The organism is Micromonospora sp. CNB394 (genome assembly GCF_000374985.1).
In the GTDB taxonomy this organism is placed as follows: Bacteria; Actinomycetota; Actinomycetes; order Mycobacteriales; family Micromonosporaceae; genus Micromonospora; species Micromonospora marina.
The window spans coordinates 265,008-281,626 of sequence record NZ_KB895825.1; the positions used below are offsets into that span (position 1 = coordinate 265,008).

Below are 16,619 nucleotides of genomic sequence, written 5' to 3' on the forward strand. Positions count from 1 at the left end.
GTCCCGTCATCCCCCGGGACGGGCCGCATCCGGTCACGCCCGGACCCGCGCCGCGGTGATCTCGGACAGGCGGGCCAGGGTCACCCGTCAACGCTACATTGACAGTCGGCCCCGGAGCGCGTCAGTCCTCCGGGAGGCCCGGACCCACCTCGCCGTGCGCCAGGTGCTCGGCGTTGCGGTCGGCCTCGCTCTCCGCGTTCTCCGCGCCGGCACCCGGATCCCGGGTACGCCGCCCCTCGGCGTCCTGGAACACCTGCCCGCGCTCGAGCGCGTCCTCCTGCTGCCGCTGGAACTGCTCCGGATCCGTCATGACCGTCAGGTGCCCCGGCGGCCGCGCGGCAAACCGGAACGTCAGCGCGGCGGCGACACGTACAGGCCCGTCCGGCAGCCGGTCTCGCCCGGCTCCAGCCAGATCCGGTCGTACCCGGGACTCTCGATCTTCCCGGCCGGCGTGCGGACGAGCAGGAGGCAGTCCCGTTCGGCCGGTACGCCGACGGCGGCGACGAGCGCACCCTCGTGCACCGTCGTGTCGACGGTGATCCAGTCCTGCGGAAAGGCCGCCCGCACCGCGCCGGCGAGGGTGTCCGGGGTGGCGGTGCGCAGCACGGCGGTGAGCCGCTCCCGCCCGTCCTCGGGCACCTTCGGCACCGGCGCGGCGGTGGGCGGCGGGGGAGCGGCGCCGCTCGGACAGTCGATCTCGTGGTACGTCGTGTAGCGGTACAGCTCGAACTCGTACCGGTAGCAGCGCGCCGCCTCGCCGGCACTGTTGCTCGCGCCGCCGACCGACACCGGCGGCTGCTCCGGCACCGTCACCACGAACCGCACGTCGACGGTGGCCCGCTCGTCCCCGGCGGTGCGGCCGGACCAGGCCAGCGCCTCCCGCCGGACCGTCCCACCACCGCCCGACGCGGGCTCCTCCACCTCCTGGACGATCTCCGCGGCCGCGATGGACGCGGCGTCGCGGGGCCGGTTGCGGTGCCCCAGTTCCGTGTTGAGCTGCTTCGCCTCCACCGCCGCGGCGTCGCGTGCCAGCGCGTCGCCGCTCTCCTCCCCGAGCCCTCTCCCGCACCCGGCCGACGCGAGGAGGAACACCGCGAGCGTCCAGCGGATCCACCGGTGACGGGGCGGCGGTTCCGGCCAGGCGGCGCGGCGTGTCCGGTTCACCGTGCCGACGCTACCGACGAGCCGGGCGCCGCGCTGCCCCGTGCGCGGGGGTCGTTGGTCCCGGGTCCGACAGACCCTCGGCCCTGCGATCCGGGCCTGCCCGCGCGGCATCCTGGGACTGCCCGGCGCGGGCGGCGACGACATGGAGGACGATGTGGTGATCAACGGCGGGCCCGCTACCGCGACGACGCCCACCGAGATCTCGCCGGCCCCCGCGGCCGGGCTCGGCTCGGCCGAGGCGGCCGCCCGGTTGCGCGCCGACGGGCCGAACACCGTGGCCGCCCCCCGCAAGCGCGGACTGGGCGGCCGGGTGTTCCGCCAGCTCACCGACCCGCTGGTGGCGTTGCTGCTGGCCGCCGCCGTGGTGACCACGCTGCTGCGCGACTACCCGGACACCGCCGTGATCGTGCTGGTCGTCCTGATCAACACGGTGATCGGCGTGGTGCAGGAGGTACGCGCCGACCGGGCGGTCGCCGCGCTGGACCGGCTCGCGGCACCGACCGCGCGTGTGGTCCGCGACGGCCGCGACCTCGTGCTGCCCGCCGCCGACCTGGTCCGCGGCGACCTGGTCCGGCTGGAGGCCGGCGACGTGGTGCCCGCCGACCTGGACCTCGCCGACGCGGTGCGCCTCAGCCTGGACGAGTCGGCGCTGACCGGCGAGTCGGTGCCGGTGGCCCGGGTCGCGGGGGAGGAGACGAGCGCTGGCACCGTGGTCACCACCGGCCGCGCCACCGGAACCGTGGTGCGCACCGGCGCGGCGAGCGCGCTGGGCCGGATCAGCGCCCTGGTCGCGGCGACCCGGCCGGCACCCACCCCGCTGCAACGGCGCCTGTCCTCGCTCGGCCGGGTGCTCGGCCTGACCGCCGTGGTGCTCTCCGGGCTGGTTTTCGCGATCGGCGTGCTCGACGGGCGGCCGGTCACGCAGATGGCGGTCACCGCCGTCAGCCTCGTGGTGGCGGCCGTGCCGGAGTCGCTGCCCGCCGTCGTCACGCTCGCGCTCGCCCTGGGCGCGCGCCGGATGGCCGGCAGCCGGGCCATCCCCCGCCGGCTGCACGCGGTGGAGACCCTCGGCTCGGTCACCGTGATCGCCTCCGACAAGACCGGCACGCTCACCGAGGGCCGGATGGCGGTGCAGTACGCGGTCGTCCCCGGCCACGACCGGTACGCCGTGACCGGCACCGGCTACGCACCCGACGGCGAGGTGCACCACCGGGGCGAGCCGGTGAGCGCCCCGGACGGGTTGCGCGCCCTCGCCCGCGCCGGACTGCTCTGCAACGACGCCTCGGTGACGCCGCCGACCGACGAGCGGCCGGAGTGGACCGCGATCGGCGACCCGCTGGAGGCGGCACTTGTCACCTTCGGCGCCCGCTGCGGCCTGGACCCGGACACCACCCGCGACGCCTGGCCCCGGGTGGCGGAGGCGCCGTTCGACCAGGATCTGCGCCGGATGACCACGGTGCACCGCCGCTGCGACGGCCGCTACCTGGTGGTGTGCAAGGGCGCGCCGGAGAACCTGCTGGCCGCGCCGCTGGTGGACGCCGACGCCGGGGAACTGGCCGAGCTGACCGACGCCGCGCACCGGCTCGCCGCCGAAGGGCTGCGCGTGCTGGCGGTGGCCTCGGCAGTGGTCGGCACCCCGCCGGATCCGGCCCGGCCGACCGGCCTGCGCCCGCTGGGCCTGGTCGCGGTCGGCGACCCGCTGCGCGCGGCGGCCCCCGGCATCGCCACGGGCTTCGAGGAAGCAGGCATCCGGCTGGTTCTCATCACCGGTGACCACCCGGCGACCGCCGCCGCCATCGGCGGGCGCCTCGGCCTCTGGCGCGACGGCGATCCGCTCGCGAACGGCGACGACGGCGACCCCGGCGGGGCCCACCCGGAGACCCGGGTGTACGCGCGGACCCAGCCGGAGCAGAAGCTCGACATCATCGCCGGCCTCCAGAACCGGGGGCACGTGGTGGCGATGACCGGCGACGGCGTCAACGACGCCCCGGCGCTGCGCCGCGCGGACATCGGCGTGGCGATGGGCGGCGGCACCGAGGTGGCCCGGCAGGCCTCCGACCTGGTGCTCGTCGACGACGACCTGACCACCGTGGCGACCGCCATCGGCGAGGGCCGCCGGATCTACGACAACATCCGCCGGTTCCTGCGGTACGCGCTCGCCGGAGGTGTGGCCGAGATCGCGGTGATGCTGCTCGGCCCGCTGTTCGGCCTACCGGTGCCGCTGCTGCCGGCGCAGATCCTCTGGATCAACCTGCTCACCCACGGCGTCCCCGGGGTGGCGCTCGGCGCGGAACCGGCCGAGCCGGGCACGCTGCGCCGGCCGCCCCGCTCGCCGCAGGAGTCGGTGCTCGGCGGTGGCCTGGGCCGGGACGTGCTGCTCACCGGCGCGCTGATCGCCGCGGCGACGCTCGGCGCCGGCGTGTGGGCCGCCGCGGCGGACCGGCCGTGGCAGTCGGTGGTGTTCGTGGTGCTCGGCCTGGCCCAGCTCGGTGTGGCGCTGGCGGTCCGCGCGATCCGTACCCCGGGCTCGCGCGAGCGCAACCTCGCCCTGCCGGTGGCGGTCGCGGTCTCCGCGGTCCTCCAGGTGGCGGGCGTGCTGCTGCCGCCGCTGCGCGAGCTGCTCGGCACGTCGCCACTGAGCGTGCCGGACCTGCTCGCCTGCGCCGCGGTCGGCGTGCTGCCCGGGCTGGTGCTGCGGCTGACCCGCCGCCTTCGCGGGACCAACGACCCGCACGCCGGGACCGCCGGCCCTGCCCGGTCGGCGGCCTGACGGGCAGGCTGAGGACGAGTGAAGGAGGACGACATGACGATCCACTCGCAGATCCCCGTCGTGGTGGGTGTGGACGGCTCCGCCGCCTCGCTGGACGCGGTCCGGGTGCCTGCTCGCGAGGCCGCCGAGCGGAACCGGCCCCTGCGGGTCGTGCACGCGTTCATCTGGCCGCTGACCCGGGCGCCGCTCGCCCCGGCCCCGGGTGCGCCCGCCGGTGCCGGCCTGCGCAACCAGGCCGAACGGCACGTCGCCGAGGCGGTCGCCGAGGCCGGCAAGGTCGCACCGGACGTACCGGTCACCGGCGTGGTGGCCGACGACGCCCCGGCTCGGATGCTGGTGGAGGAGTCGAAGGACGCCCAGCTGGTGGTGGTCGGCGCGCACGGCCGGGGCGCGCTGGGCGGGCTGCTGCTCGGCTCGGTCAGCCACGCCGTGCTGCACCACGCCCACTCGCCGCTGGTGATCGTGCGTGACGTCGCCTGACGCCGGGGCGACGTCAGGCGCTGCGGACAGTGGTCAGGTCGGCCAGCCCGGAGATGGTCAGCAGCGGCTCCAGCAACGGGCCGGCGATCAGCGCGATCCGGTCGGCGTGCGGGAACAGCGCGGCCAGCCCGGCGCTGTCCAGGTACTCCACCTTGGTGAGGTCCACGACCAGCGGTTCGCCGTCGGGGCGTACGGCCTCGGTCAGCGCGTCGGCGAAGGCGGACGCGTTGCTCATGTCGATCTCGCCCACGGCGGCCAGCACGCGCACGCCGTCGGGACCGTCGCTCGTGGTCAGGTTCAGGGACGTGCTCATGGCGTGATCCTCGCCTGCATGTCGACTGTGGTGCCGGTGGCTCCCGGGGTGACGCTGATACTGTCCATCAGCGCGCGCATGAGCACGAGTCCCCGGCCGCGGTGCGGACCGGAGGGCTGGTCCCGGTCCCGCCACCGGCCGCTGTCGGTGACGCTCAGGCGCAGGTCGCCGGCGGTGGCGGCGGCGCGCAGCCAGATCCGGCCGCCCGGGTGGTCGCGGTGTCCGTGCTCGATCGCGTTGGCGCACGCCTCCCCGGCCGCCACCAGGATGTTGTAGGCGTGGGCCGGGGCCAGCCCGCAGCGGTCCAGCCACCCCCGCAGCGCGGTGCGGACCTCGGCCAGCCGCGTCGACTCGGCGGGGAACTCCAGCTCCAGCGGTCCGGGGTGGCGGTAGAGCAGCAGCGCCACGTCGTCGTGGTAGCCGTCGTCCGGGGTGAGCCGTTCCATGATCTCGGTCGCCAGGGCCTCGACCGGGGCGTGGTGCCCCTGCTGGATGGCGTCGGTGGCGCGCGCGATGCCGGCGGTGATCGGCTGGCGGCGTCGTTCCACCAGGCCGTCGGTGTAGAGCATCAGAGTGGCGCGCGGGGCCACAGTCGCCTCCGCCTCCGGGCGTTCCTGGCCCGGACGGACGGCCAGCGGCCGGGACCGGCCGTGTCGCAGCAACTCGGCAGTGCCGTCGGCGCGGACCACGATGGCCGGTGGGTGACCGGCGCTGGAGTAGCGCATCAGCCCGGTGGCCGGGTCGAGGACGCCGCAGAAGACGGTGGCGCAGGACGCCCCCGGCAGCAGCGTGGCGAACCGGTCGAGGGCCGCGAGCGTGCGGGCCGGGCTCGGGTCCTGCAACAGCAGCGCGCGGCAGGCGCTGCGCAGTTGCCCCATCACCGTCGCGGCCCGGAGTCCGTGGCCCACGCAGTCGCCGACCACGATGCCGATGCGCCCGTCCGGCAGTTCGACGGTGTCGTACCAGTCGCCGCCGACCTTGAGCGGCATCGCGGCGGGGGAGTACCGCACCGCGAAGCCGGCGGGCAGCCGTGCCGGACCGAGGATCGCCCGTTGCAGGGCCAGCGCGGTCTCCCGCTGCTGGTCGATCTGGTGCACCCGGTGCAGCCCCTGACCGATGTGACCGGCCAGCAGCGCCAGCAGCGTCTGGTCCTGTTCGGTGAAGGGCCGCTTCTCGCCCAGGTCGATCCAGAGCGCCATGGTGCCGTGCGGGTGTTCGACGGCGATGCCGGCGCCGTGCGTACGCGTCGCCACCGGCGTCAGCAGCGGGGTGTCCCGCAGCGCGAGCAACGCCTGCCGGCGCTCCTGCGGCAACGTGTCCCAGCGTGCCGCCGGGTCGGTGGCGGTCACGTCGGGGGCGGGCAGGTCGCCGAACACGGCGGTGAGCACGCCGGCGGCCCGCCACAGCTTTCGCAGCTCGTCCAGCACCCCGAGCAGCGCGTCGGTGAGGTCGTCCGCCTTCGACAGCCGCATGCTGAGCCCGGCCAGGGCGGTCTCCCGCTGCACGGCGTAGTGCTCGGCGGTGACGTCGCGGAACGTGCCGACGATCATCCGGCGGCCGCTGTCCGGTTCGTCGACCTGGTTGAACGCGGCCGAGATCCAGATCCGGTGCCCGTTGCGGTGGGTCACCGGCACGGTGTACGTGCCACGGGTCTGCTCCACGAGCGTCGAGAACGCGGCCGCCACCTGGCGGTGCGCCTCCGGCTCGGCCTCCCGGTCCGGCCACCACGGGTGCACCGCCGGATAGGGCAGGCCCTCGGTCCCGTAGCCGAGGATGGCGGTGAACGCCTTGTTGATCTCGACCACCGTGCCGTCCGCGTCGCAGACGAAGAACGCCTCCTGCAACGAGTCGACGAGCGCGGTACGCCAGCGGGCGTGGTGGTTGCGCAGCCGGGCCAGCTCCACGTTCGCGCGTACGCGGGCCAGCAGCTCGGCGGCCGGGAACGGCTTGACCAGGTAGTCGTCGGCGCCGGCCTCCAGCCCTTCGATCGAGGCCTCCTGCCCGGCCCGGGCGGACAGCAGCAGCACCGGAGTGCCGGCCGTGCGCTGGTCGGCGCGCAGCGCGGCCACCAGTTGCAGGCCGTCGAGCCGGGGCATCATCACGTCGCTGACCACCAGGTCGGGGGTGTCCGCGCGGACGGCGTCCAGGGCGTCCTGCCCGTCGGCGACCGCGTGGACCTCGTGCCCGGCCGAACGCAGCAGCCGGGTCAGGTACTCCCGCATGTCGGCGTTGTCGTCGGCCACCAGGACGCGGGCCGGCGCCCCGCCGGACAGCGGCTGGACCGGTCCGCCGGCCGGGTCGTCCCCGGCGACGACGGCGCCCGGGTCGGCGGGCAGCCAGCGCAGCGCCTCCTGCACGAACGGCTCGGCCGACGCCGGCGTCCGGCCGGTGCCCGCCGGGGCGAGCGCGTCGGCGGGCAGGTGCCCGGTGCCGAGCGGCAGCCGGATCGTGAAGGTGGTGCCCCGGCCCACTGTGCTCTCGGCGTCGATGTCGCCGCCGTGGAGCGTGACCAGCTCTCGGACCAGGGCGAGGCCGATCCCGCTGCCCTCGCCGGAGCGGGAGCGGGCGTTCTCGATCCGGTGGAACCGCTCGAACAGGCGCGGCATCTCGGCGGCGGGTACGCCGATGCCGGTGTCGGAGATCCGCAGCACCGCCGTGCTGCCCTCGCCGCGCAGCTCCACCCGGATGGTGCCGTCGAAGGTGAACTTCAGCGCGTTGCTGAGCAGGTTCAACACCACCTTCTCCCACATGCCGAGGTCCAGGTGCACCGGCTCGGGCAGGGGTGGGCAGTCCACCTCGAACGACAGACCGGCCCGTTCGATCGCCGACCGGAACGCGCTGGCCAGGTCGGCGGTCACCGCGGCCAGGTCCACCGGCTCGTAGCGGGCCTGCATCCGCCCGGCCTCGATCCGGGAGAAGTCGAGCAGGCTGTTGACCAGCTTGCCCAGGCGCAGCCCGTTGCGGCGGATGACGTCCAGCTCGGCGCGGACCTGCTCGTCGGCGTCCGGCAACCGGCCGCGCAGCTCGTCGAGCGGCCCCATGATCAACGTCAGCGGGGTGCGGAACTCGTGGCTGATGTTGGAGAAGAACGCGGTCTTCGCGCGGTCCAGCTCCGCGAGTTCCTCGGCCCGCCGCTGCTGCGCCTGGTAGCTGCGGGCGCTGGCGATTCCGGTCGCCAGGTGCCCGGCGGTCAGCTCCACGAAGCCGCGGTACCCGTCGTCCAGCGCCCGGTAGCGGTTGAGCCCGGCGACCAGGAATCCGTACGGTGCCCCGCCCTGCTGTCGCAGCGGCACCAGCAGCGCCTCGGCCGGCGCCGCGGGCCAGACACCGGCGGGCAGGTCCGTGAAGACCGGCCCGTCGAGCGCGACCCGCACCGGCTCGCCGTCGGCGAGGGCGCCGGCCGGCCACGGCGCGGCCGGGTCGTCCAGGGACAGCGTGGCGGGTGCCGCCGGGTGGCCCTCCGCCAGTCCGGTCGCCTCCACCAGCCGGGCGCCGCCGTCGTCGTACAGGTAGGTGAGCGTGAACGGCAGATCCTGCGGGTTGCGGGCCAGTTGGCGGCTGACGAAGGCGAGCGTCTCCCGCTCGGTGCGGATGACGCTCGGGTCGGAGCCGAGGTCGCGCAACGTGGCCATCCGCCGCTCACCGATGACCCGCTCGGTGTCCTCGCTGACCACGCAGAGCATCCCGACCAGGCCGCCGTCGTCGCCGCGCAGCGGGCTGTAGGAGAACGTGTGGTACGTCTCCTCCCGGTAGCCGGCCCGCTCCAGGAACAGCAGCAGGCCCTCGTCCCAGGTCGCCTCGCCGGTGCGCAGCACGGTGTCGACGCGAGGACCGATGTCGTCCCAGATCTCCGCCCACACCTCGTTCGCCGGGCGCCCCAGCGCCCACGGGTACTTGCGGCCGAGCGTGTCCCGCCGGTAGGCGGCGTTGCAGAAGAAGCTGAGCCGAGGCCCCCAGGCCATCCACATGGAGAACCGGGAGGACAGCAGGATCCGCACCGCGGTCCGCAGGCTCTGCGGCCAGGTGTCCGGCGGGCCCAGGGGGTGCGCCGACCAGTCGATCCGCGCCAGGTCCGGCCCGATCTCACCGTCGACGGCGAAGACGTCGGCAGGCGCACGCGGGTCGGTGTCAGCGCCGCTCATCGCACGAGTCTCCCCCACCCCGTCGGATCCCGCTCGTCCGGGCCGCGTCACGGCCTCGTGGTCGCCTTCTTGCCCCGTCGCGCCCTCGGCACTCCACCCGGGGAGGGGAGACCTGGCTCACGTGGGAGCAGGGATCCGCGGGGCGGCAGGGAGAAGGGTGGGGCGGCCACAAAGAAGGGCAAGGAGACAGCTCTCCTCGCCACCATCAACTTATACCGCACCCCGGGTCTTGCCGCAAGGCCCCGGTGATGCCGCACAATCCTCGGTCGATGCGGGTTGAGCTGCGAAAACGGGGGCACGGCATGAGTGGACGGTACGTGTGGCAACTGCACGAGGCCGACGAGACGCGGATCGCCGAGGTCGGCGGCAAGGGCGCCGGTCTGGGGGCGCTGACACGGATCGACGGGGTGCGCGTACCCGAAGGTTTCTGCGTCACGACCGGCGCCTTCCGGCTGGTCGCGCGGACGCCGGCGCTGGCCGGCCCGCTGGCGCGGCTCGCCGGCGCGGACGAGGACGACCGGGCGGCGCTCCGCTCGGCCGCCGCCGAGGTCCGTCGCGCGGTCGAGCGGACCCCCCTGCCGGGCGACGTCGCGGCGGCGGTCACCGCCGCGCTGTCCGGGCTCGGTGCGGACGCCGCGTACGCCGTGCGGTCGAGCGCGACCGCCGAGGACCTGCCGGCCGCCTCGTTCGCGGGCCAGCAGGACACCTACCTGAACGTGGCCGGCACGGCCGAGGTGCTGCGGCACGTCAGCCGCTGCTGGGCCTCGCTGTTCACCGACCGGGCGGTGACCTACCGGCGGCGCCACGGAATCGACGACCGGGCCGTGGACATGGCGGTGGTGGTGCAGCGGATGGTCGTCCCGGACGCGGCCGGGATCATGTTCACCGCCGACCCGGTCACCGGCGACCGGACGGTGGTCTCGGTGGAGGCCGGTCTCGGCCTCGGCGAGGCCCTGGTCTCCGGCCTGGTGAACCCGGACGTCTTCACGGTGCGCGACGGCGTGGTCGTCGGCCGGACGATCGGCGCGAAGTCGGTGGCGGTGCACCCGGTGCCCGGCGGCGGCACCCGGGAGACGTCCGTCGACCCGGCGCGGCGGGTCCAGCCCGCGCTGACCGACGCGCAGGCCGTACGCATCGCCGCGCTGGGCCGGCGCATCGAGGCGCATCTCGGCTGCCCGCAGGACATCGAGTGGGCAGTGACCGGCGACGACGTCCACATCCTCCAGAGCCGGCCGATCACCACGTTGTTCCCGGTGCCGGCCGCCGTCGACGGGCGGTTCCACGTCTACCTGTCGGTCGGCCACCAGCAGATGATGACCGACGCGATGAAGCCGCTGGGCCTGTCGATGTGGCGGTTGACCGCCATGGTGCCGATGCACGAGGCGGGCGGGCGGCTGTTCGTCGACGCCACGCCGCACCTGTCCACCCCGGCGGGCCGTACCGCGTTCCTGGGCATGATCGGCCGGGTCGACCCGCTCACCCGGGACGCGCTGGAGACGGTCCTCGCCCGGGACGTCGTGCCGGCCGCGCCGGAGCCGGCCCCGGACGGCCCGCCCGCGGGTGGGCCGCCGCCCCCGATCGGCACCGACCCGGCGGTCGTCACCACGCTCGTCGAGCGCAGCCGGGTGTCCCTCGCCGCCCTGCGCCGCGACGTCGGCGCCCGGTCCGGGCCCGAGCTGTTCGACTTCCTGACCGGGGCGTTCGCCGAGCACAAGCGGGTACTCGCCGATCCGTTGAGCGCTCAGGTGATCATGGCGGGGATGCAGGCCGCCTGGTGGCTCGACGACAAGCTGGGGGAGTGGCTCGGCGAGCGCGACGCGGCCGACACGCTCACGCTGTCCGCGCCCGGCAACGTCACCGCCGAGATGGGGCTGGCGCTGCTCGACGTGGCCGACGTGATCCGCGCGCACCCCGAGGTGGTGGCGTTCCTGCGCGACGGGGCCGGCGACGGGTTCCTGGACGAGCTGCCGAGACTGCCGGGCGGCGCGCAGGCGCGCGCGGCTGTCGCCGGCTACCTCGACCGGTACGGCATGCGCTGCCTCGGCGAGATCGACATCACCCGGCCCCGCTGGAGCGAGCGCCCGGCAACGCTCGTGCCGCTGATCCTGGACCACGTCCGCACCTTCGCCCCGGGCGCCGCCGCGCGCCGGTTCGCCCACGGCCGGGAGCGGGCCGAGGCGAAGGCCCGGGAGGTGCTCGACCACCTGCGCGCGCTGCCCGACGGTGAGCGCAAGGCCGCCGAGACGAAAGCCATGATCGAGCGGGTACGGACCTTCGCCGGCTACCGGGAGTACCCGAAGTACGACATCGTCAGCCGCTACGCCGTCTACAAGCAGGCACTCATGGCCGAGGCCGATCGGCTGGTGCGCGCCGGTGTGCTCGCCGCCGCCGAGGACGTCTTCTACCTGACGTTCGAGGAGTTCCGCGAGGTCGCGGCCACCGGCCGGGTCGACGCCGGGCTGATCCGCAGGCGGCGGGAGGAGTTCCGGACGCACCAGCGGCTCACGCCGCCCCGGGTGCTCACCTCCGACGGTGAGGCCTTCGACGGCTCGTACCGGCGCGACGACGTGCCACCGGCCGCCCTGGTGGGACTGGCGGTCTCGGCCGGCGTCGTCGAGGGGCGGGCCCGGGTGGTGGCGGACCTGGCCGGCGCCGACCTGGAGCCGGGCGACATCCTCGTCACCGCGCACACCGACCCGAGCTGGACGCCGCTGTTCGTGGCCGTCGCGGGCCTGGTGACGGAGGTGGGCGGACTGATGACGCACGGCGCGGTGATCGCCCGCGAGTACGGTCTGCCGGCCGTGGTGGCGGTGCCGGACGCGACCCGGCTGATCCCCGACGGCGGGCGGATCCGCGTGCACGGCACCGACGGGTACGTCGAGCTGCTGTCCTGACCGGCGCGGCATGCTCGATGATGGAGGCGCGAGCGGGGAGGCGCGATGCGGATCGGGGAGCTGTCGGCGCGTACCGGGGTCAGTGCCCGGTCCATCCGGTACTACGAGCAGCAGGGCCTGCTCGCCGCCGTGCGCACGGCGAGCGGGCAGCGCGTCTTCGCCGAGTCGGCGGTGGACCGGGTCCGGCTCGTCCAGCGGCTGTTCGACGCCGGGCTGAGCAGCCGCCGGATGGCCGAGCTGCTGCCGTGCGTGACCGATCCGGAGATCCGCACCTCGTGGCTCACCGACCGGCTGCGCGAGGAGCGGGCCCGGTTGACCGCCGAGATGGCACGGCTCGCGCACGCCGTCGCGGTGCTCGACGACGTGGTGTCCGACATGACAGTGACCGAGGACACCCGGGATCCGGCCGCCTGAGCGCTTGCCCTTGACACCGGTGTCAACTCCTAGCGTCGGGTCATGAACGCGACCCTGGACACCGGATCGCCGGTGGCGCCGCTGCTGGAACCCGTCACCGTCGCCGGGCTGCCGTTGCCGTCCCGCTTCGTGATGGCGCCGATGACCCGTAACCGCGCGCCGGGCGGCGTGCCCACACCGGAGATGGCCGGCTACTACCGGCGTCGCGCCGCCGCCGGCATCGGCCTGATCGTCACCGAGGGCGTGCTGGTCGACCATCCCAGCGCGGGTCACGAGGACACCGTGCCGCGGATGACCGCCGGCGCGGCCGAGGCCGGCTGGCGGGAGGTGGTCGAGGCGGTGCACGCCGCCGGCGGCCGGATCGCCGCGCAGCTGTGGCACCTGGGCAGCCTGCGCGAACCGGTGGACGGCGCTGCGGCGTGGACCCCCTCGGGGGTACGCGAGCCGGGCCGCCCGGCGCCGCGCGCGATGACCGCCGACGACGCGGACGTGCTGCTGGCGGCGTACGCGGACGCGGCAGCTGTCGCGGTGCGGGCCGGGTTCGACGCGATCGAGATCCACGCCGCGCACGGATACCTGCTCGACGAGTTCCTGTGGCCGTACACGAATCGCCGGACCGACGCGTTCGGTGGCTCACCGGCACGGCGGGCCGCGTTCCCGGCGGCGGTGGTGCGTGCGGTACGCGGGCAGGTTCCGGCTCCCCGTCCGGTGATCGTGCGCTTCTCCCAGTTCAAGGAGCGGGCGTTCGACGCGCGGATCGCGGAGACGCCGACCGAGCTGGCGCAGATCCTCACCGCGTTCGCCGAGGCCGGCGCGGACGTGCTGCACGCCTCGCAGCGCCGCTTCTGGCAGCCCGCGTTCCCCGGCTCGGCGTTGAACCTGGCGGGCTGGGCGAAGCGCCTCACCGGCCTGCCGTCGATCACCGTGGGTTCGGTCGGGCTGCGGCGGGACTTCCTGCGTCCGGACGGCCCGGAGTCGGTGGCGGGCCTGGCCGCGCGGCTGGCGGACGGGGAGTTCGACCTGGTGGCGCTCGGTCGCGCGCTGCTGGGCAACCCGGCCTGGGTGCGGCACGCCGCCGCCGGGCGGCTGGACGAGATCGTCGACTACCGCAAGGCGCACGAGGACGTCTATCCCTAGGCGGCGGGGGTTGACGCCGGCGCGGTGCCCGAGCCGGCGTACCTCCTCCCGCCGCTGACCACCGTCCGGCCGGACTTCGGCGCGGTCGCCGCGGCGAGCATCGACCTGCTGCTGGCGCAGATCGAGTCGCGGACCGCCGGGCCGCTGGCCGGTCGCGGCCCGCCCGCCCCCGTACGGTCCGGTCGTCAGGTCGTGCGACGAGCGCGCCGCCGGCGCGCGACGAACAACACGACCCCGGCGACCACCAGCAGACCGGCGACCGTCCCGCCGGCCAGCAGCGCGACCGGCGGGCTGTCGTCGCCGGACCGCGCCCCGGAGGCGTCCGGCTCGCCCGCAGCGTCCGCGTCGGTCGACACGGCAGCCGCCGCCGACGCGGGAGCCGACGGTGAGGCGGGAGCCGACGGCGCGGGCGCGGCCGGGTCGGCGACGGTGAAGCGGTACGACCCCTGGACCGGGTGGCCGTCGCGGGACACCACCCGGTACCCGACGGTGTAGGTGCCGTTGCCCAGCGGCCCGTCGATCGTCACCGTGCCGGTGGCGCCGTCCACAGCCGGTGCGGAGGTGGGCACCTTGCGCTGATCGGCGTCGCTGACCGTGATGGTGGTGTAGGAGGGGTTCAGCCGTTGCAGGAACCTCAGCGTGACCTGCGTGGGCGCGGCGGTGAGCTGGGCGTCGCGTGCCGGCGTGGCCTCCTGGAGGGAGTTGTGCGCCGCCGCGGGCGTGGCCGGGACCAGCAGCAGGGCGGTGAGGACCGCGGCGAGCAGCGCGGTGACGGAACGGGTACGCATGACGCGCCTTCCTCTGGTGGTCAGCCGAGCAGTTGCCGGCCGATCCAGCCGCCCTCGGGGCAGCCGGGCGGTACGGCGAACACGGCGGAGCCGATCGGGGTGGTCCACTCGTTGAGCAGGTCGCGCTCGGCGAGCCGGCGCTGGATGGGCAGGAACTGGCCGGCGATGTCGGCCTGGTACGAGGCGAAGACGAGCCCGCTGTCCGCGTCGCCCTCGGGGGTGGGCACGCCGTCGTAGTTGTAGGGCCGGCGCAGGATCTTCTGCCGGTCGTCGGTGACGTGGGCGCGGGTCAGGTGGGAGAAGTCGGGGATGACGGTGAGCCCGTCCGGGCCGAGGGCGGCGAAGTCCGGCTCGTCGTGTTCGGCCCGGCCGGTCAGCGGCGCGCCGGTGTCGAGGCGCCGCCCGACGGCGAGTTCCCGGTCGGTGCGGCCGAGCAGGTCCCAGGTCTCCAGGTTCATGCTGATCCGCCGCACCACGAGCGTGGTGGAGTCCCGCAGCCAGTCCGGTCCGTCGGTCACCCACACCGCGGTGTCCGCGGGCGTGCCGGGCTTCGGGTTGGCGGTGCCGTCGAGCTGCCCGAACAGGTTGCGCTGGGTGTGCCCCGGCTCGGCGCCGGCCGCCCGCCGGAAGCCCTGCTGGACCCAGCGGACGACGGCGAACGGACGGCTGTCCTTGACCAGGACCCGCTGGGCGTGGGCGACGGTGAGCGGATCGTCGGCGCAGATCTGGAGCAGCAGGTCCCCGCCGGACCAGCGGGGTTGCAGCCGGTCGATGCCGAACGGGGGCAGCTCGGCCACCGAGGCGGGCCGGCGGTCGTCGAGACCGGCGGCGGCGTAGAGCCCGGGACCGAAGCCGAACGTGACTGTCAGCCTAGCGGGCAGCACGCTCAGCTCCGGTTCGGTGTCGGCCAGCGCCGGGCGGCCCTGGGTGAGCCGGGCCGCGTCGTCGGAGAGCAGCCGCAGCATCCGCCCGATCGCCGCCCGGTCGGTGCCGGGCCGCAGCGTGAAGGCGACGAATGCGGCGTGTGCCTGCGGCTCGGTGGTCACCCCTGATTGGCGGGCGCCGTGGAACGGCTCGACCGCGCTGCCCACCTGCGCCACCGGAACCGGTTCGGCGGGGCGTACCCCCGGGTCGCCGGGGCGGGCGGCGGCGAGGGCGCCCGCCCCGGCCAGCGCGCCCCCGGCGGCCATCGCGCCGCCGGTGAGCAGGCCACGCCGGCTCACCCGGCGGGCCGTGGCGGGACGGTCGGTCATGACGCCGGGCTCATGCTCATCTCCGGCATCGGGGAGTCACCGTGACCGGGGGCGTAGGACTCCTGGGCACCGGTGAACGGCTTCGCCACCGCCGTGAACGTCTGGGTCCGGCCGTCGGCGAAGGTGAGCGTGAAGCTCAGCTCGTCGCCCGCCTTGACCGGCTCGGCGAGGTCCATCAGCATCAGGTGGTCACCGCCGGGCTCCAGCGTGGAGCTGGAGCGCGCCTTGATCACGAGGCCGCTCTCCTTGGCCTGCATGACCATCTTGCCGTCTTTCATGGTCATCTCGTGCAGTTCCATCGGCGAGACCTCGGTGGCCGCCTTGGTGATCGTGACGTCGGTGTCGCCGTCGTTGACCAGCGTGCCGAACGCGGCGGTCATGCCCTTGTCGGCGGCCTTCACCCACGGGTCGCGGACGGTGAGCACCCCCGCCGCCGCGTCCGCCGACGCCGAGGCCGATGTCGGCGTGGCGGCGGACGGCGTGCCGGAGGAACCGCAAGCGGTGACCGACGCGGCGAGCACGGCGGCGCCGATCAGGGCGGCCGGGCGCAGGAACCGGCGGCTGGTGGTGCGCGGCATGATGTCTTCCCCTCGAAGATCCGGTGTTCGTATCGTTTGTCGGTGCGGGACGCCGGATAGTTCCGGCCGCCGCGGTCGGGCATGTCACACCTCGGGCGGCGGGCCGTCGCGGGCCCGGGATCGGCGGTGCGCCCGGAAGGCATAATGGTTCCGGGTGTCAGGTGGCGCGCCGGGGCGCGGCCGGACGAGGGTGCCGGGCGGGCGCCCGGATGAGGGAGGCGACGGTGCCGCAGGCGACGACCGGGGCGACCCGCAACACCCGTCAGCGCGCCGAGGTGCTGGCGCTGCTGCGGGAGCTGGACGGCTTCCACAGCGCGCAGCAGTTGCACCAGATGCTCGTCCAGCGGCAGGCGAAGGTCGGCCTCACCACGGTGTACCGGACGCTCCAGATGCTCGTCGACAACGGCGAGATCGACTCGGCCCGGCTGCCCGGCGGCGAGCACCTCTACCGCCGCTGCAGCCAGAGCCGCCATCACCACCACCTGGTCTGCCGCCGCTGCGGCCGGGCCGTGGAGGTGGCCGGCCCGGGCGTGGAGCGGTGGGCCGACCAGGTCGCCGCGCAGCACGGGTTCACCGACGTCGGGCACACGCTGGAGATCTTCGGCACCTGCGACCGCTGCGCCGCCTGAGCCGCCGCCGCGGGCGGTGACCCGCCCGCGGCGAGCCGCCGTCAGCAGTCGCGCAGC

General features: G+C 75.1%; 12 protein-coding genes and 1 pseudogene. 6 read left to right on the forward strand and 7 right to left on the reverse strand.

What is annotated here, in order from left to right:
• Positions 1 to 121: 121 nt before the first annotated feature.
• Entirely contained in the window at positions 122 to 310 is a 189-nt protein-coding gene (locus tag C569_RS0101045) for a hypothetical protein (protein WP_018783964.1), read from the reverse strand.
• Between the two features lie 41 nt (positions 311 to 351).
• Positions 352 to 1,164: a hypothetical protein gene (locus tag C569_RS0101050; RefSeq protein WP_018783965.1), complete on the reverse strand. Its 813-nt coding sequence runs from the start codon at positions 1,162 to 1,164 to the stop codon at positions 352 to 354.
• A 142-nt stretch (positions 1,165 to 1,306) separates the two neighbouring features.
• On the opposite strand from C569_RS0101050, the gene C569_RS0101055 reads away from it, so the two are divergent.
• Positions 1,307 to 3,934, forward strand: coding sequence for a cation-transporting P-type ATPase (locus tag C569_RS0101055; RefSeq protein WP_018783966.1), 2,628 nt, complete (start codon positions 1,307 to 1,309; stop codon positions 3,932 to 3,934).
• Between the two features lie 33 nt (positions 3,935 to 3,967).
• Positions 3,968 to 4,411 (forward strand): annotated as a pseudogene (locus C569_RS29600) (universal stress protein); the annotation flags it as partial.
• A 16-nt stretch (positions 4,412 to 4,427) separates the two neighbouring features.
• Here the strand turns inward: C569_RS29600 and C569_RS0101065 are convergent.
• Both C569_RS0101065 and C569_RS0101070 read right to left on the reverse strand, forming a co-directional pair.
• Positions 4,428 to 4,727 (reverse strand): STAS domain-containing protein, encoded by a 300-nt coding sequence (locus C569_RS0101065; RefSeq protein WP_018783968.1) that lies wholly within the window; start codon positions 4,725 to 4,727, stop codon positions 4,428 to 4,430.
• Entirely contained in the window at positions 4,724 to 8,869 is a 4,146-nt protein-coding gene (locus tag C569_RS0101070; protein WP_018783969.1) for a SpoIIE family protein phosphatase, read from the reverse strand. Before C569_RS0101070 ends, C569_RS0101065 begins: the two co-directional genes overlap by 4 nt.
• A gap of 302 nt (positions 8,870 to 9,171) precedes the next feature.
• On the opposite strand from C569_RS0101070, the gene rph reads away from it, so the two are divergent.
• From rph to C569_RS0101085, 3 genes are read left to right on the forward strand one after another with little or no spacing between them, the layout of a single operon-like run.
• Complete coding sequence (rph, locus tag C569_RS0101075) at positions 9,172 to 11,763, forward strand: rifamycin-inactivating phosphotransferase (RefSeq protein WP_018783970.1); 2,592 nt, start codon at positions 9,172 to 9,174, stop codon at positions 11,761 to 11,763.
• A 45-nt stretch (positions 11,764 to 11,808) separates the two neighbouring features.
• Positions 11,809 to 12,177, forward strand: coding sequence for a MerR family transcriptional regulator (locus C569_RS0101080; protein WP_018783971.1), 369 nt, complete (start codon positions 11,809 to 11,811; stop codon positions 12,175 to 12,177).
• A 42-nt stretch (positions 12,178 to 12,219) separates the two neighbouring features.
• Positions 12,220 to 13,314 (forward strand): 12-oxophytodienoate reductase, encoded by a 1,095-nt coding sequence (locus tag C569_RS0101085; RefSeq protein ID WP_018783972.1) that lies wholly within the window; start codon positions 12,220 to 12,222, stop codon positions 13,312 to 13,314.
• Between the two features lie 185 nt (positions 13,315 to 13,499).
• On the opposite strand, the gene C569_RS0101090 is transcribed toward C569_RS0101085, so the two are convergent.
• From C569_RS0101090 to C569_RS0101100, 3 genes are read right to left on the reverse strand one after another with little or no spacing between them, the layout of a single operon-like run.
• The gene (locus C569_RS0101090; RefSeq protein ID WP_018783973.1) at positions 13,500 to 14,102 is read right to left on the reverse strand and encodes a copper resistance CopC family protein; all 603 of its coding nucleotides are present in this window, start codon (positions 14,100 to 14,102) and stop codon (positions 13,500 to 13,502) included.
• A 20-nt stretch (positions 14,103 to 14,122) separates the two neighbouring features.
• Positions 14,123 to 15,355, reverse strand: coding sequence for a Dyp-type peroxidase (locus tag C569_RS0101095; protein ID WP_018783974.1), 1,233 nt, complete (start codon positions 15,353 to 15,355; stop codon positions 14,123 to 14,125).
• Complete coding sequence (locus C569_RS0101100) at positions 15,352 to 15,933, reverse strand: copper chaperone PCu(A)C (protein ID WP_018783975.1); 582 nt, start codon at positions 15,931 to 15,933, stop codon at positions 15,352 to 15,354. Before C569_RS0101100 ends, C569_RS0101095 begins: the two co-directional genes overlap by 4 nt.
• 209 nt (positions 15,934 to 16,142) lie before the next feature.
• On the opposite strand from C569_RS0101100, the gene C569_RS0101105 reads away from it, so the two are divergent.
• Entirely contained in the window at positions 16,143 to 16,562 is a 420-nt protein-coding gene (locus tag C569_RS0101105) for a Fur family transcriptional regulator (RefSeq protein ID WP_018783976.1), read from the forward strand.
• The last annotated feature ends 57 nt before the right edge of the window (positions 16,563 to 16,619 follow it).

Coding starts and splice junctions, on each gene's coding strand:
- C569_RS0101070 (WP_018783969.1), bottom strand. CDS start 8,869: ATGAGCGGCGCTGACACCGACCCGCGTGCGCCTGCCGACGTCTTCGCC.
- C569_RS0101105 (WP_018783976.1), top strand. CDS start 16,143: ATGAGGGAGGCGACGGTGCCGCAGGCGACGACCGGGGCGACCCGCAAC.
- C569_RS0101090 (WP_018783973.1), bottom strand. CDS start 14,102: ATGCGTACCCGTTCCGTCACCGCGCTGCTCGCCGCGGTCCTCACCGCC.
- C569_RS0101085 (WP_018783972.1), top strand. CDS start 12,220: ATGAACGCGACCCTGGACACCGGATCGCCGGTGGCGCCGCTGCTGGAA.
- C569_RS0101055 (WP_018783966.1), top strand. CDS start 1,307: ATGGAGGACGATGTGGTGATCAACGGCGGGCCCGCTACCGCGACGACG.
- rph (WP_018783970.1), top strand. CDS start 9,172: ATGAGTGGACGGTACGTGTGGCAACTGCACGAGGCCGACGAGACGCGG.
- C569_RS0101045 (WP_018783964.1), bottom strand. CDS start 310: ATGACGGATCCGGAGCAGTTCCAGCGGCAGCAGGAGGACGCGCTCGAG.
- C569_RS0101065 (WP_018783968.1), bottom strand. CDS start 4,727: ATGAGCACGTCCCTGAACCTGACCACGAGCGACGGTCCCGACGGCGTG.
- C569_RS0101095 (WP_018783974.1), bottom strand. CDS start 15,355: ATGACCGACCGTCCCGCCACGGCCCGCCGGGTGAGCCGGCGTGGCCTG.
- C569_RS0101100 (WP_018783975.1), bottom strand. CDS start 15,933: ATGCCGCGCACCACCAGCCGCCGGTTCCTGCGCCCGGCCGCCCTGATC.
- C569_RS0101080 (WP_018783971.1), top strand. CDS start 11,809: ATGCGGATCGGGGAGCTGTCGGCGCGTACCGGGGTCAGTGCCCGGTCC.